12 protein-coding genes and 1 riboswitch are annotated in these 15,527 nt (G+C 33.5%); of the genes, 10 read left to right on the top strand and 2 right to left on the bottom strand.

Annotated elements, in window-relative coordinates:
• The first annotated feature begins 80 nt into the window (after positions 1–80).
• The 3 genes from CL818_RS07015 to CL818_RS07005 all read left to right on the top strand — a co-directional run bounded on the left by CL818_RS07015 (position 81) and on the right by CL818_RS07005 (position 3,140).
• Positions 81–713, top strand: coding sequence for a nitroreductase family protein (locus CL818_RS07015; RefSeq protein WP_272973149.1), 633 nt, complete (start codon positions 81–83; stop codon positions 711–713).
• A gap of 6 nt (positions 714–719) precedes the next feature.
• Positions 720–1,523: a type 1 glutamine amidotransferase domain-containing protein gene (locus CL818_RS07010; RefSeq protein ID WP_272973150.1), complete on the top strand. Its 804-nt coding sequence runs from the start codon at positions 720–722 to the stop codon at positions 1,521–1,523.
• A 141-nt stretch (positions 1,524–1,664) separates the two neighbouring features.
• A riboswitch (SAM-I-IV-variant riboswitch) is annotated at positions 1,665–1,763 on the top strand.
• A 51-nt stretch (positions 1,764–1,814) separates the two neighbouring features.
• A complete protein-coding gene (locus CL818_RS07005) occupies positions 1,815–3,140 on the top strand; it encodes a Na+/H+ antiporter NhaC family protein (RefSeq protein ID WP_272973151.1) in 1,326 nt (441 codons plus the stop codon).
• Here CL818_RS07005 and CL818_RS07000 read toward each other — a convergent pair.
• Complete coding sequence (locus CL818_RS07000) at positions 3,137–4,165, bottom strand: LLM class flavin-dependent oxidoreductase (RefSeq protein ID WP_272973152.1); 1,029 nt, start codon at positions 4,163–4,165, stop codon at positions 3,137–3,139. The two genes, CL818_RS07005 and CL818_RS07000, sit on opposite strands and share 4 nt — an antisense overlap.
• Positions 4,166–4,392: 227 nt before the next feature.
• Between CL818_RS07000 and CL818_RS06995 the strand changes: the two genes are divergently transcribed.
• The 4 genes from CL818_RS06995 to CL818_RS06980 all read left to right on the top strand — a co-directional run bounded on the left by CL818_RS06995 (position 4,393) and on the right by CL818_RS06980 (position 6,923).
• Complete coding sequence (locus CL818_RS06995) at positions 4,393–4,536, top strand: hypothetical protein (protein ID WP_272973153.1); 144 nt, start codon at positions 4,393–4,395, stop codon at positions 4,534–4,536.
• Positions 4,537–4,573: 37 nt separating this feature from the next.
• Entirely contained in the window at positions 4,574–5,680 is a 1,107-nt protein-coding gene (locus CL818_RS06990; RefSeq protein WP_272973154.1) for an MBL fold metallo-hydrolase, read from the top strand.
• Between the two features lie 12 nt (positions 5,681–5,692).
• Positions 5,693–6,607, top strand: a complete 915-nt coding sequence (locus CL818_RS06985) for a helix-turn-helix domain-containing protein (protein WP_013187762.1) — start codon at positions 5,693–5,695, stop codon at positions 6,605–6,607.
• Between the two features lie 106 nt (positions 6,608–6,713).
• On the top strand, positions 6,714–6,923 hold the full coding sequence (locus CL818_RS06980; RefSeq protein WP_013187761.1) for a hypothetical protein: 210 nt from the start codon (positions 6,714–6,716) through the stop codon (positions 6,921–6,923).
• Between the two features lie 79 nt (positions 6,924–7,002).
• Here the strand turns inward: CL818_RS06980 and CL818_RS06975 are convergent, their stop codons facing one another.
• Positions 7,003–10,455 (bottom strand): pyruvate carboxylase, encoded by a 3,453-nt coding sequence (locus CL818_RS06975; RefSeq protein ID WP_272973155.1) that lies wholly within the window; start codon positions 10,453–10,455, stop codon positions 7,003–7,005.
• A gap of 263 nt (positions 10,456–10,718) precedes the next feature.
• Here CL818_RS06975 and CL818_RS06970 point away from each other — a divergent pair, with 263 nt between their 5' ends.
• Genes CL818_RS06970 through CL818_RS06960 form a run of 3 tightly spaced genes read left to right on the top strand, consistent with a single transcriptional unit; the run spans position 10,719 to position 15,527 of the window.
• The gene (locus CL818_RS06970; RefSeq protein ID WP_013187759.1) at positions 10,719–11,216 is read left to right on the top strand and encodes a GbsR/MarR family transcriptional regulator; all 498 of its coding nucleotides are present in this window, start codon (positions 10,719–10,721) and stop codon (positions 11,214–11,216) included.
• A 9-nt stretch (positions 11,217–11,225) separates the two neighbouring features.
• Positions 11,226–12,359, top strand: a complete 1,134-nt coding sequence (locus CL818_RS06965) for an efflux RND transporter periplasmic adaptor subunit (RefSeq protein WP_272973156.1) — start codon at positions 11,226–11,228, stop codon at positions 12,357–12,359.
• A gap of 18 nt (positions 12,360–12,377) precedes the next feature.
• Positions 12,378–15,527: an efflux RND transporter permease subunit gene (locus CL818_RS06960; RefSeq protein WP_272973157.1), complete on the top strand. Its 3,150-nt coding sequence runs from the start codon at positions 12,378–12,380 to the stop codon at positions 15,525–15,527.

Raw genomic sequence — 15,527 nt, 5'->3', positions numbered from 1 at the left:
AATCAATATAAACTCACTAAAAACACAAATTAGCAAATAGATTTTATGTTGAATATTTTAAACGTGATAAACATTTTATAATGGAGTTATTAGATAAATTAAATTGGAGATACGCTACAAAAGCAATGAACGGAAAGACTGTGGATGAAGACAAAATCGACAGGATTTTAGAAGCAGCACGTTTAGCTCCAACATCTAGTGGTTTACAACCATTCGAAATAATTGTGATTACCAACAATGATATAAAAGGACAAATAAAACCTGTAGCTTGGGATCAATCTGTTATTACAGACAGTTCTCACCTTCTTGTTTTTGCTGCTTGGGATACCTACACTGCAGAACGTATAAACCAAGTTTTTGATATGACAAACTCTGTAAGAGGTTACGAAAATGAAGGTTTTGAGAATTACAGACAAATGTTACTTAATACATATCCTCAAAAGGATGCCGAAGAAAATTTTATTCACGCCTCTAAACAAGCATACATTGCATTTGGACTTGCTGTTGCAGCTGCTGCCTACGAAGGAGTAGATGCCACGCCAATGGAAGGTTTTGATCCAGATGCTGTAGATAAAATTTTAGGCCTACGAGAAAAAGGTTTACGTAGTGCTGTATTATTACCATTAGGATATAGAGATGAAGATAATGATTGGTTGGCAAACCAAGTTAAGGTTAGAAAACCTAAAGAACAATTAGTAACAGTACTAGATTAATATATAATGACCAATTTTTTAAAAATCACCACACTAATAGCATTAGTGATTACAGCTACAAGTTGTAAAAGTGAATCTAAACAAAACGCTTCTGATACACTTGCAGAAGCATCACAACAAAACGAAAAAACTATGAATATTTTATTTGTATTAACATCTCACGATCAACTAGGAGATACTGGAGAAAAAACTGGATTTTGGATTGAAGAATTTGCAAATCCATATTACACGTTAAAAGATAAAGGAGCAAACATAACTATTGCAACTCCAAAAGGTGGCGCAGCACCAATAGACCCTAAAAGTGATGATGAAAGCGCAAGTACAGAAGATACTAAACGCTTTAATAACGACGAGGAGACTCAAAAATTAATTGCTAACACAAAAATTCTATCTACTGTAAATGCAGAAGATTTTGACGCTGTATTTTATCCTGGTGGTCATGGACCTTTATGGGATTTAGCAACAGATGAAACTTCTATTAAGTTAATAGAAACGTTTAATTCTCAAAATAAGCCAATAGCTTTTGTATGTCACGCACCAGCAGCTTTAAAAAATGTGAAGTCTCAAGACGGTACACCTTTAGTTAAAGGTAAAAAAGTAACTGGTTTTACAAATACAGAAGAAGAAGCTGTACAGCTTACAGATGTTGTTCCTTTTTTAGTTGAAGACATGCTTAAAGAAAACGGAGGTGAGTATTCTAAAACAGAAGATTGGGGTGCCTATGCATTGCAAGACGGTAACCTTATTACGGGTCAAAACCCAGCATCATCTGAGTTAGTTGCAGAAAAATTGTTAGAATCCCTTAAGTAAACTCACTTACATTCTAATAAAATGCGCTTAAGGCTTTGTTCTTAAGCGCATTATAATTTTACCATATTTTCGGTTTTAAATTCATTTAAAAATTACTTTAAAAGCATATGATTTCTATGAGTTATCATGTACTTTTGAAGCCTTAATTATCAAGAATCTCAAAGAGAGATAGCAACCTGCAATAACGAGCAAGGTGCTAAAATAGATAAGCCAAATTCAATTGGAAAAAATGTTAATTCATACCCATTTGCGCTTCCTAACATCTTTTGTGATTCTGTAATAAAACATATTATGACAGAAACACCTTTAGTATCCCCAAAATCAAGTTTTAAAGCTTTACTCCCACTATTTGTATTTGTATTTACCTTTTTAGGCGTAGGTATTCATCAGGGAGATTTTTATGCACTTCCTTCTCCCATCGCAGTAATTGTTGGTATTATAACCGCATTTATACTTTTTAAAGACACAATAAATGCTAAAATAAATACTTTACTTAAAGGCTGCGGAGATGACAAAATCCTAACAATGTGCCTCATCTATTTGCTTGCGGGTGCTTTTGCAACAGTTACCAAAGCAACAGGAAGTGTAGATGCTATAGTAAGCTTAGGTTTAGATGTTATTCCTATTCAATATATTTATTTTGGAGTATTTATTATTGCAGCATTCTTATCTGTTTCAACAGGTACATCTGTTGGTGCAATTGTAGCTCTAGCCCCAATTGTAGTTGGTATTGCAGATCAAGGTGGTGTATCCTTACCAATACTTTGTGGTGGCTTACTTGGTGGAGCAATGTTTGGCGACAACCTTTCTGTAATATCTGATACTACAATTGCTGCCACACAATCTTTAGGATGTAAAATGAGTGACAAGTTTAAACAGAATATTAAAATTGCACTACCTGCTGCATTTGCAACCATTATTATACTTATTATACAAGGATTCGGATTTCAGCCAACAGAGGTAATAGAAGCCTCACAACAGTATTCAATTTTAAAAATATTACCATACCTGTTAGTTATAGCGTTAAGTATTATAGGAATAAATGTATTTGTAGTATTGCTATTAGGTGTTATTGCTGCAGGAGTTTTAGGTTTGGCCTATGCAGATTTCACCATTATTGAGTTTACAACATTAGCATATACAGGTTTTACCAGTATGACAGAAATTTTCTTACTCTCTCTACTTACTGGAGGTTTAGCAGCTTTAGTTGAAAAACATGGCGGTATACAGTTTATTTTGGATAAGATTAAGTCTTTAATAAAAAATAAAGCAACTGCTCAGCTTGGCATTGGTGCTCTAGTAAGCAGTATAAATTTGGCTATAGCAAATAATACTGTTTCTATAATTATAGCAGGACCAATAGCCAAAACTATTAATGATGATTATAGCTTAGACAACAAAAAAACAGCATCTATTCTTGACATTTTTGCATGTATTACTCAAGGTTTACTTCCTTATGGAGCTCAAGTACTAATGATTTTAAGTCTTACAGAAGGCGCTATAGATTATCTAGACCTAATATCTAACACCTGGTACTTATTACTGTTATTAGTGTGGACACTTTTGTTTATGACATTTAAACCATTAACTAACTCTATAAAACGTAAACGCATTTAAGCTGGTACTGCATTAAGATCTTTCATTAATTCTGCAAATAAAGTTACAGACTTTAAGCGGTCTTCATAATCGTAAATATGTGATACTACCATTAGCTCATCTGCTTGTGTGTCTTCTAAAAATTGTTTTGTTTTTTCAGACACCATTGCTTTGTCTCCAGCAAAAGCATAAGCCATCATTCGCTGTAATGCAGGGTTTTCTACTACAGCTTTTAAATCTGGCGTCATAGCTGTTGGTGGTTGCATATAATCTAATCTACCAGTTAAAACTCCTATGAGCATACGTATCATAGATGTAGAAATGCGTTCTGCTTCTTCATTTGTGTCTGCAACTATAACATTAATACAAGCAATAGTTTTTGGTTCTTTAAGAAATTTAGAGGGTTTAAATTCTCGTCTATATATCTCAAATGCTTCAAATAAATGTGTAGGCGCAAAATGACTTGCAAAAACATATGGTAACCCAAGTTTGGCTGCTAAGTGGGCACTATCTGTACTTGAACCCAATATGTAGGTTGGTAAGTTAATACCTTCTGCAATGGGCACTCTCACTTTAGCATTTACATTTTCTTTAGAAAAGTACTTTTGTATTTGCTCTAATTCTTGAGGAAATTGATACACAGCTTGCATTCTATCTGGTCTTATGGCTTGTGCTGTGGTCTGGTCTGTTCCTGGAGCGCGTCCTAACCCTAAATCTATTCTATCTGGATACAAGTGTGCAAGCGTACTAAATTGTTCAGCAATAATTAAAGAAGAGTGATTTGGTAACATAATTCCTCCAGAACCAACTCGTATACTTTTGGTGCCACCAGCAATATGACTTATTAAAACAGAAGTTGCAGAACTGGCAATACTCACCATATTATGATGTTCTGCCAACCAGAATCTTTTATAGCCTAAATCTTCTGCAGCTTGCGCTAATTTTAAGCTATTCTTAAAAGTATCTGAAACCGAAACTCCTTTACCAACAGTTGCTAATTCTAATATTGAATATGGTATAGTTTCCTGTGATTTATCTTTAGACATTTACGTAACTTTTTTACTTAGTATACATTCTTACACCTCGTATGTAATATTTAAATAGTCGTAATTAAAACAAGAAGTATACAAATTCACTAAAATGATTTAATATATCCTATATTTCAGTAATAAGTATTCAACTATAGGTAATTAGAGTACAATTTGACCTTCTGTTTTCCTCTAACTTTGCAATGTATACGTAACAATTGTATATAAACACAAAATACTTAGTTATGAAAAAGGATAAACTTAAAGGTAATAAAGCAGAACAACTTGCAAAAGAAGAAACACTATTAATACATCCTAAAAAACGACTAAACTCTAAACCTTTTTTACGTTTTGGAAACGGTAATCAATCTAGGTTTCTAATGTTTTAATTGAAAACTAATGATTAAACGAATTTTAAAAAAACTAATGATAACAATTATAGCAATTATAGGTGTATTGGTTGTATCCTACCTATTGGTTACCACCTATTACCCAAATTTTGGAGGGAATATTTCTGAAGATCGACAAGAACAATACCTTGCGTCTGCTCAATTTAAGGACGGGAAATTTCATAATACGAATCCTGTACCTAAAGATTTAAGTTTTATAGAAACTATACCTATAGTTTATAAATTCTTCACTACTAAAGTTCCTAATGGCCGACCTATGAAAAACTTGGAAGTAAAAAAAACAGACGTTAAACACATTGAAAACTATACGGGTAGCGCTCGCTTGGTTTGGTTTGGACATTCATCATTTTTATTGCAGATAGAAGGGAAAACAATTTTATTAGATCCTATGTTTAGTAACGTAGCTGCTCCACATCCTTTATTAGGAGGTAACAGGTTTAACAAGGAGATGCCAATAAATGTAAAACAGCTTAAAACAATAGATGCTGTTATATTTTCTCACGATCATTATGATCATCTTGATTATGAAACAGTAAAAAGTATACAAGAAAAAACTAAGCATTTCTTTGTACCACTTGGTCTTGGAGCACACTTACAATATTGGGGCGTTCCTGAAACTAAAATAACAGAACTAGATTGGTGGGAAAATGTATCTTATGAAAATTTAAAATTAGTATGTACACCAGCTCAACATTTCTCAGGTAGAAAGCTTAATAATTCACAAAGCACGTTATGGAGTTCTTGGGTTATTACATCATCATCAGAAAATATATATTTTAGTGGTGATAGTGGTTATGCATCTCATTTTAAAAGTATAGGTGAAAAATATGGTCCTTTTGATATCGCTTTACTAGAATGTGGCCAATACAATGAACAATGGTCCGATATACATATGATGCCAGAAGAAACCGCTCAAGCTGGTTTGGATGTTAATGCCAAGAAAATTATGCCAATACATTGGGCTGGTTTTAAGTTAGCATTACACGATTGGAAAGACCCGATTACTAGGGTTACAAAAAAAGCTGATGCTTTAGGTATTAAGGTAATAACCCCACAAATTGGTGAACATATCATTATAAACGATTCAACTAATACTTTTAATAAATGGTGGCAATCACTTTAAATATAGTTTATTATGAAAGATATTTTAAGAATAAATAGTATAGCTGAAGTTCATAAATTCTTTGGATTAGAAAAACCTAAACATCCTTTAATCTCTGTGCTTCGAGTTACTAATGAACTACAGAAAAAAGACTTAGAAAAGTTTAAATATGCTTTAGGTCTTTATCAAATTAGCTTGAAAGAAAGTTGTGCCTATACCATTTCCAACTACGGTAGAAATCAATATGATTTTGAAGAAGGCTCTATGATATTTATGGCGCCACATCAAGTTGTTGAAGTTGAGAAACAAAATATTCCCACAAACAGCGGAAGCTGGTCAATCGTTTTTCATCCTGACTTAATTAGAAAATCTGAACTTGGTAAAAAAATAGATAAGTATTCCTTTTTTGATTACGCATCTCACGAGGCGCTTCATTTATCAAATGATGAGCGTAATACACTATCTGCTATTGCTACAACAATTGAGCAGGAATTTACGCAGCAAATAGATATGCATAGCCAAACTTTAATTATTTCAAATTTAGAGCTGTTGCTAAATTATTGTATACGGTTTTATGATCGCCAATTTTATACAAGGACAAATCTTAACCAAGACTTGGTGAGTAAATTTGAAACCTTACTAAAAGATTATTATGCTTTAAATAAACAAGAGGAATTAGGTATTCCTACTGTACAGTATTGTGGTGCTGCATTAAATATGTCTCCAAAATACTTAAGTGATTTGCTAAAGAAGGAAACTGGCTCAAGCACGCAAGACCACATACACAAGTTTATTATTGAAAAAGCTAAATATAATCTTCTAAATTCAACAGTGAGTGCAAGCGAAATAGCCTATAATTTGGGGTTTGAGTATCCTCAATATTTCAGTAAAATATTTAAAAAGAAAACTGCGCTTAGTCCCAATGCGTTTAGACAAAGCTATAATTAATACCGTTGTTAATAGTATTTAAAGCGTGATTTGAAATCTAATAATTTTGAGTTTTTATTATGAAAACTCAAATAGCTGATTTGTACCTTTAGTAAAAACTATAACTATGAAAAACTCAAAAGGATTATTGGCTTTATTAGGCTTGGCAGCAGGCGCATTCGGATTTTGGAAATATAAAAACATGACGCCAGAAGAAAAAGCTAAACTTAAAGAACGTGCTAATAACGCAGGAAAGAAAATAAAAGAAACTTATGACGATGTTGAAGGGCAACTATCTGAGAAAATTGATAAATTAAAAGATTCTGTTAGCAATTAAATAATTGTTTTAACAAAAAAGAAAACGGCTTTGTGATACATACTCACAAAGCCGTTTTTTAGTTTATAATAATTACCAATTATTCTAAAGTTAATACTAGGTCTTCTGAGTTTACCATAATATTTTCTTTAAGAATAATTTCTTTAACAGTAGCATCTACATTTGCAGTAATTGTAGTTTCCATTTTCATTGCTTCAATAATAAATAAAGGTTGATTCTTTTTTACAGCATCTCCTTTTTTAACAAGAATGGTAGACAGCATTCCTTGTAACGGCGCACCTATTTCTTTATCATCTGCTTTATCAGCTTTTTTATATTCAACCTTATCTACCTTAACAGAAGTGTCTTTTATTTTTACAATACGACCTTGGCCGTTAACCCTAAAATAAACATCTACAATACCATCTTCGTTAGGTTCTCCAACAGAGTCTAAGGTAATTAATAGAGTTTTACCTCTATCTAATTCAATAATTATCTCCTCACCTATCTCCATGCCGTAGAAAAAGTTTTTAGTAGGCAGGTTTATCAGGTTGTCATATTTTAAATGATTGTTATAGGCATCTAAAAATACTTTTGGGTAAAGTTTGTAAGATAAGAAGTCTGTAATATCCAGTGTTCTACTCATATCATTTTCGAACATGTCTTTAAACTCCTTATACTCTTTATCTATATCTAATTCTGGTAATTGAGAGTTTGGTCGCTCTGTATAAGCTTTTGTGTCTTTCAAGATAAGTTTTTGCAAGTCTTTTGGGAATCCACCAACTGGTTGCCCTAAGTCACCTTTAAAGAAACTAACTACAGATTGCGGGAATGATATACTATCTCCACGCTCCAATACATCTTTTATTGTAAGGTTATTACTTACAAGATACTGTGCCATATCTCCAACAACCTTAGAGCTTGGTGTTACCTTAACAATATCGCCAAAAAGTGAATTTACATCTGCATACATTGCCGTTATTTCGTGGAAACGATCTTCTAAACCTAATGCTTGCGCCTGTGGTTTTAAATTAGAATATTGTCCTCCAGGAATTTCGTGAGTATATACATCTCCAGAACCTGCTTTAAGACCAGACTCAAATGGATAATAATAATCTCTCACTGTTTCCCAATAGTGAGAATATTCGCTCAAAGACTTGGTATTTATTGTTGAAGAGCGCTCTTGATACTTAAGCATTTCTACAACTGAATTGAAGTTTGGTTGAGACGTAAGACCAGATAAGCCTCCTAAAGCTACATCAACTACATCTACACCAGCTTCAACAGCCTTTAAATAAGTAGCTGCCTGTATGGAAGATGTATCATGAGTATGTAGGTGAATAGGAATATTTACGGTATCCTTTAATGCCGATATTAACTCATACGCTGCATAGGGTTTTAATAAACCAGCCATATCTTTAATGGCAAGAATATGTGCACCTGCATTTTCTATATCTTTTGCTAAACTTGTATAATAGTTAAGGTTATACTTTTTATTTTCAGGGTTTAGGATATCACCTGTATAACATATTGAGGCTTCTGCAAGACCTTTAGTACGAGTTCTTACGTGTTCAATACAAGGTGCTATTGATTGCATCCAGTTTAAAGAATCAAAAATTCTAAACACATCTACTCCAGTATTCCAAGATTGTTCTACAAATTCTGCAATAAGGTTGTCTGGATATGCAGTATAACCAACACCATTTGAACCTCTAATAAGCATTTGTAATAATACATTAGGCATTGCCTCTCTAAGCAATTTTAAGCGTTGCCAAGGGTTTTCTTGTAAAAAACGCATACAAACATCAAAGGTTGCGCCACCCCAAACTTCCATACTAAAAATGTCTGGATGATTTTTAGCGTAACCTTCTGCAACTTTAAGCATATCGTAAGTACGCATACGTGTAGCAAGTAAACTTTGGTGTGCATCTCGCATTGTGGTGTCTGTAAAATGTACTTTCTTTTCTGCTTTTAACCACTTAGAAAATTCATCTGGACCTAATTTTGTAAGTAAATCTTTTGTGCCTTCTGGATAGCTGGCAGACTTATCAAACTTTGGTACTTCGGGTTTTATAAATACTTTAGATGGATCTTTTTTCTTTACATCTGGATTTCCGTTAACAATTACATCTCCTAAATAGGTTACTAATTTTGTTGCTCTGTTTCTAGGTGCTTTAAACGTAAATAAGTCTGGATGAGATTTAATAAAGTTTACCGTTACCTCACCTTTTCTAAATGTATCATGAGCTAGTATGTTATCTAAGAATGGCATATTGGTTTTTACGCCACGTATTCTAAACTCGGCTAAAGCTCTTCTAATTTTTCGTGAAGCACCATCTAATGTTCTGCTATTAGCAGTAACTTTTACCAACATAGAATCGAAAAAAGGTGATATTGTAGCACCTTGATACACACTACCAGCATCTAGACGAATACCAAATCCTGAGGCACTTCTGTAAGTAGAGATTGTACCATAATCTGGTTTGAAATCATTTTGAGGATCTTCTGTGGTAATACGGCATTGTAAAGCATAACCATTAACCTTTACAGCTTCTTGATTAGGAATCTTAATTTGTTGATCGCTTAACTTATAATTTCCAGCTATAAACAACTGTGTTTTTACCAAATCTATATTAGTAACAACTTCTGTAACTGTATGTTCTACTTGTATACGCGGATTAACTTCAATAAAATAAATAGAGCCATCATCATCTACCAAAAACTCTACAGTACCTATATTATTATAGTTTACCGCTTTACAAATCTTTACTGCATACTTATATAAATCTTCTTTTATAGATGTATCTAAATCATACGAAGGTGCAAACTCTATTACCTTTTGATAACGACGTTGTACAGAACAATCTCGTTCAAACAAATGCACCATATTACCATGATTATCTGCTACAATCTGGATTTCAATATGCTTAGGGTTTTCTACAAATTTTTCAAGAAAAACGGTATCGTCTCCAAATGCATTTAAGGCTTCGCGTTTACTTTCGTTAAATGCACGCCTTAACTCATCTTCTTCTCTTATAACACGCATACCTCTACCACCACCACCAGAAGCAGCCTTAAGCATTACTGGATAGCCAATGGCTTCTGCCTCGCTAATAGCAATATCAATAGAGTCTAAGTCTTTTGAGTTACTTTGTATAATTGGGACATTATTCTCTAACGCCACTTGCTTGGCAGTAATCTTATCTCCTAAAGATTTTAAAACTGACACTTTAGGTCCAATAAATATGATTCCGTTGTCTTTACACTTTTGAGCAAATTCTGCATTTTCAGAAAGAAACCCATATCCAGGATGAATAGCATCTACATTATTTTCTAATGCTACTCTAATTAATTCATCCTTATTTAAATAGGGTTTTAAAGGATCGTTGTCCTCTCCTATCTGGTAAGACTCATCTGCTTTATATCGGTGTAATGAATAGCGATCTTCAAAAGTATAAACGCCAACTGTTTTTACGTTTATCTCTGTACACGCTCTAAAAATACGAATAGCTATTTCTCCTCTATTGGCAACTAATACTTTATTAATATTCATTGGGTTATCTAAATTTTAGTGATAAAAATTATATAAGAATCTAAGTTAATAATTATTGTACTCGTAATTTCTTCTGAATTGTTATAATAACGCTAACAAGTTACAAAATAAACCCAAAATACAATGCACGCATAGTAAATGTGTATGCTAGTATTTTATTGATAAATGTTAATTAAAATAAAAATAAGATTAACAATCAATTAACTTCGTTAAGTTCGGTTTATTCCGAACCAATCGTAATTTTGTGAAAAATATATAACTATATGAATGACATTTGTCATAAGAAAAGAGATTTAGTAGAAAAGCTAGGTGTGTTTATTGAGCAAAAAGACAGTCTTGCTCCAGTTGCAGCTAGAATACTCTCCTACATCATATTAACTGGGAAAGTAGGAACTACATTTGAAGATCTTGTTACTCAATTATGTGCTAGTAAAAGCACAATTTCTACACATTTAAATCACTTAAGTGATTTAAAACGAATAGAATATTTCACTAAAGCTGGAGATCGAAAAAAATACTACATCATTAATCGTGACAGTATTTTGCAGCATATAGACGAAATGATAACTACTTGGAATGTTCAGAAAAATCTTCATTCAGAAATTAAAGACTACAAGGAATCTGTAAATAACCTACCAGAAACCGAAGAAAAAGATATGTTCGACCTAACCTTTCATATTAATTATTTAGAATTTTTAGCAGAAGCAACTTCCTCTATCTCTAACTTAAAAGAAAAACTTAAAAACAACCCTAAACTATAACCTACACTAATGAAGAAGAGAATCATATATTTAAGCCTGTTGTTAGGTGTCACCACAGTAACGCTTATAAGTTGTGGAGACAGTAATGCTAACTCAGAAACAGAAGCCCAACCTAAAGCCACTCCTATGGCTGTAAGTACTATTCCTAATAAAACTGTAACGTCTTATTTAACTTACCCAACAACAATTGAGGGAAAAGTAAATAGTGAAGTTAGAGCTAAAGTATCTGGCTATATACAACAAGTGTTGGTAGATGAAGGTGAACAAGTAAAAAAAGGACAAGCTCTATTTAAACTTGAAACACAATCTTTAAGTCAAGATGCTGCTGCTGCAAAAGCTAATGTAAATGCTGCTCAGGTTGAAGTAGATAAATTAGTGCCTTTAGTGGAAAAAGGTATTATAAGTAATGTACAATTAGAAACTGCAAAAGCTAAACTTGAACAAGCTAAAAGCGGTTACAATAGTATTGCTGCTAATATTGGTTATGCAACTGTGAAAAGCCCTGTTAATGGTTTTGTTGGTTCTATAACTTATAGAGAAGGTTCTTTAGTTAGTGCTACAAGTACTAAACCATTAACTACTGTTTCAGACATTCAAGACGTTTATGCTAATTTTTCTATGAATGAGCGCGACTATCTTAATTTTTTACAGAAAACTGAAGGAAAGAACTTAAATGAGAAACTTAAGAATTTCCCTAATGTAAAATTAATACTTGCCAATGGTCAGGAATATGCTCAAAGCGGTGTTATTGAAACTGTTACAGGACAGATAGATCCTAATACGGGAACAGTAAGCTTTAGAGCTGTATTTAAAAACCCTAATCAATTAATTACTAATGGAAACAGTGGTACTATAAAAGTACCTACGGAGTATACAGATGCAGTTGTTGTCCCACAAACAGCAACATTTGAACAACAAGGACAAACTTTTTTATACAAAGTTAATAGTGAAAATTTAGCCATTGCTACACTAGTAAATGTAAAAGACACTTCTAACAACTTGTTTATTATAGATTCTGGTATTTCTGCCGGAGACAAGATTGTTGTAAAAGGTATTGGAAAGCTTAGGAATAAAACACCTATTACTCCTCAAGAGGTACCTTTTGATAGTATTGCGAAGCCTATTCAAACATTATTTCAATAACTGTAGCTCCTAGAACTTATGTTAAAAACATTTATAGAGAGACCTGTATTATCTACAGTAGTCTCCATAGTCATTGTTATATTAGGAATCTTAGGTCTTTCTACGCTTCCTATTGAACAATATCCAGATATTGCACCACCAACTATACAAGTAACTGCCACCTATCCTGGCGCGAGTGCAGAAACCATATTAGAAAGTGTAATAATTCCTATTGAGGAACAAATTAATGGTGTGGAAGGTATGACCTACATAACATCAGACGCTACTAATAATGGAACCGCTAATATTACTGTTTTCTTTGATCAAGATGTAGATCCAGATATCGCTGCTGTTAACGTACAAAACCGTGTTGCAAGAGCAAACCCATTATTGCCGCAAGAGGTTATACAAACAGGAGTGCAAACACAAAAGCAACAAACTAGTGCTTTAATGTTTATGTCTGTACTTTCTAAAAATGAAGATTACAATGACACTTATATACAGAATTACCTAAGAATTAACGTAATACCATCTTTACAGCGTGTTAACGGTGTTGGAGATGTTAATGTATTTTCGAGACAAGATTACGCCATGCGTATTTGGTTAAAACCAGAGAAACTTGCTGCTTATGGTCTTATACCGGCAGATGTTTCTGCAGCTTTGAGTGAACAAAACTTAGAGGCATCTGCAGGATCCTTAGGACAAAATAATGGAGAAGCTTTTACATATGCTATCACTTATAGTGGTCGATTTAAGACGGCAGAGCAATATGAGAATATTGTTATTAAAGCATTAGATAATGGCGAATACTTAAGGCTTAATGATATTGCAAAAGTAGAATTAGATGCCCAAGGTTACGACTCAAGCTCCACTACCAATGGTTATCCTAGTATTAATTTGGCCATTTATCAAACTGCAGGATCTAATGCACAAGAGATTATTGAAGATATTAAATCTGAATTAACTCGTCTTGAGAAAGATTTTCCAGAAGGAGTTGAAGCATTTATAAATTACGACACCAATAACTTCCTTTCTGCATCTATTGAAAAAGTGGTGCATACTTTATTAGAAGCATTTTTATTAGTGTTTATAGTTGTATTTATATTCTTACAGGATTTTAGGTCAACTCTTATTCCTGCTATAGCCGTACCAGTTTCGATAATAGGAACATTTTTCTTCCTTAACCTTTTTGGTTACTCTATTAACCTGTTAACGCTATTTGCAATGGTACTCGCCATAGGTATTGTGGTAGATGACGCCATTGTGGTCGTCGAGGCTGTACATGCCAAGTTAGATGAAGGTGCAAAAAGTGGAAAAAAGGCAACTTTAACCGCTATGAATGAAATATCTGGTGCTATTATATCTATTACATTAGTAATGGCAGCAGTGTTTATTCCAGTAACGTTTGTACAAGGTCCTACAGGTGTATTTTACGAACAGTTTGGTGTAACTTTAATTGTAGCCATCTTAATTTCGGCAATTAATGCATTAACATTAAGTCCTGCATTATGTGCCTTATTTTTAAAACCACACGATGAAGATGCTCAAGAGAAAAAAGAGTTTTTACAACGTTTTTATAGAGCTTTTAACCGTGGTTTTAATGCTACAATACAACGCTATGGACGTTCACTAAGTTTTCTGTACAGACAAAAATGGATTACAGTTGCTATTCTAGTTTTAGCTGGAGTTGGTATATGGTGGTCTGCCACTACTACACCAACTGGTTTCGTGCCTACAGAAGATAGAGGTTTAATATTTATTAATGTTGAATTACCTGCAGGCTCATCTATAGATAGAACAAATGAGATAAACCAAGAAATTTACAATCAAGCAAAAGAGTTGGAAGGTGTAGATGGAATCTCGCTTATAAATGGTCGTAGTTTAATTAGTGGATCTGGTAGTAATTACGGATTAGGCTTTATTAAACTAAAAGATTGGTCAGAGCGTGAGGATGAAAGCCTATCTACAGAAGCTATAACTAAGCGTTTATTTGGTATTGCTGCGGGTATTCCAGAAGCAAAGATTATATTTTTTGCGCCTCCTAGTATTCCAGGATTTGGATTATCATCTGGGTTTGAGGTAAACTTGCTAGACCGTACTGGTGGAGACTTTAAAGACTTAGATGCTGCAACACAAGAGTTTATTGGCAATTTAATGTCGCATCCAGAAATACAATATGGCCAATCTTCTTTCAATACAAAGTATCCACAATATGAGATGGATATTAATGTACCGTTAGCTAAAAAGTTTGGAGTTCCTGTAAGTAGTATTTTCTCTACTATGCAAGGATATATTGGTGGTGTATATGCATCAGACTTTGCAAGGTTTGGTAAGCAGTATCGTGTATATATGCAAGCGTTACCCGAAGATCGTACAGATAAAAATTCTTTAAATGAGATTTATATTAAAACTGGCAGTGGTGAAATGACTCCTATTACTCAGTTTGTAACACTTAATAGGGTTTATGGACCACAAACTGTAACACGTTTCAACTTATATAATTCAACTAAAGTAAGTGGTGCTGCTAATCCTGGTTTTAGTACTGGAGATGCATTGGCAATTGTACAAGAAGAAGCTGCAAAATTATCAAGTGAATATGACATCGCATTTTCAGGACTTTCTAGAGAAGAAGTTAGTGCTGGAAACCAAACTGTGATTATTTTCATGCTATGTATTCTATTTGTTTACTTTTTATTAGCAGCACAATATGAAAGCTACCTACTACCCTTTTCTGTAATATTATCATTACCCTTAGGTGTATTTGGAGCCTTTTTTACTACCAAGGTACTAGGATTAGAAAACAACATCTATTTTCAAATAGCATTAATCATGCTAATAGGGCTATTAGCTAAGAATGCCATACTAATTGTAGAGTTTGCCTTGCAACGCCGTAAGCAAGGTGAGCCAATTGTAGATGCTGCAATAGATGGTGCTAAAGCAAGATTAAGACCAATTTTAATGACATCTTTTGCCTTTATTTTAGGGCTTATGCCACTTGTGCTTGCTAAAGGTGTAGGTGCAGAAGGAAACAGATCTATAGGCTCTGGTGCAGTTGGAGGTCTTCTTATAGGTACCATTCTTGGTGTATTTGTAATCCCTATTCTATTCATCTTTTTCCAATGGCTACAAGAAAAAATTTCTGGCAGCCCTCAACTACAAGAATCTAAAAAATTAGAAGAAACAATTTAG

The organism is Croceibacter sp. (genome assembly GCF_002716225.1).
Lineage (GTDB): Bacteria > Bacteroidota > Bacteroidia > Flavobacteriales > Flavobacteriaceae > Croceibacter > Croceibacter atlanticus.
Note: the sequence above shows the minus strand (reverse complement) of the source record. Positions and strands in the feature narration are given on the sequence as shown.

What these genes read in the sequence shown, in the direction of transcription:
- CL818_RS07015 (WP_272973149.1), top strand. Translation starts at nt 81, where the DNA reads ATGGAGTTATTAGATAAATTAAATTGGAGATACGCTACAAAAGCAATG.
- CL818_RS07010 (WP_272973150.1), top strand. Translation starts at nt 720, where the DNA reads ATGACCAATTTTTTAAAAATCACCACACTAATAGCATTAGTGATTACA.
- CL818_RS07005 (WP_272973151.1), top strand. Translation starts at nt 1,815, where the DNA reads ATGACAGAAACACCTTTAGTATCCCCAAAATCAAGTTTTAAAGCTTTA.
- CL818_RS07000 (WP_272973152.1), bottom strand. Translation starts at nt 4,165, where the DNA reads ATGTCTAAAGATAAATCACAGGAAACTATACCATATTCAATATTAGAA.
- CL818_RS06995 (WP_272973153.1), top strand. Translation starts at nt 4,393, where the DNA reads ATGAAAAAGGATAAACTTAAAGGTAATAAAGCAGAACAACTTGCAAAA.
- CL818_RS06990 (WP_272973154.1), top strand. Translation starts at nt 4,574, where the DNA reads ATGATAACAATTATAGCAATTATAGGTGTATTGGTTGTATCCTACCTA.
- CL818_RS06985 (WP_013187762.1), top strand. Translation starts at nt 5,693, where the DNA reads ATGAAAGATATTTTAAGAATAAATAGTATAGCTGAAGTTCATAAATTC.
- CL818_RS06980 (WP_013187761.1), top strand. Translation starts at nt 6,714, where the DNA reads ATGAAAAACTCAAAAGGATTATTGGCTTTATTAGGCTTGGCAGCAGGC.
- CL818_RS06975 (WP_272973155.1), bottom strand. Translation starts at nt 10,455, where the DNA reads ATGAATATTAATAAAGTATTAGTTGCCAATAGAGGAGAAATAGCTATT.
- CL818_RS06970 (WP_013187759.1), top strand. Translation starts at nt 10,719, where the DNA reads ATGAATGACATTTGTCATAAGAAAAGAGATTTAGTAGAAAAGCTAGGT.
- CL818_RS06965 (WP_272973156.1), top strand. Translation starts at nt 11,226, where the DNA reads ATGAAGAAGAGAATCATATATTTAAGCCTGTTGTTAGGTGTCACCACA.
- CL818_RS06960 (WP_272973157.1), top strand. Translation starts at nt 12,378, where the DNA reads ATGTTAAAAACATTTATAGAGAGACCTGTATTATCTACAGTAGTCTCC.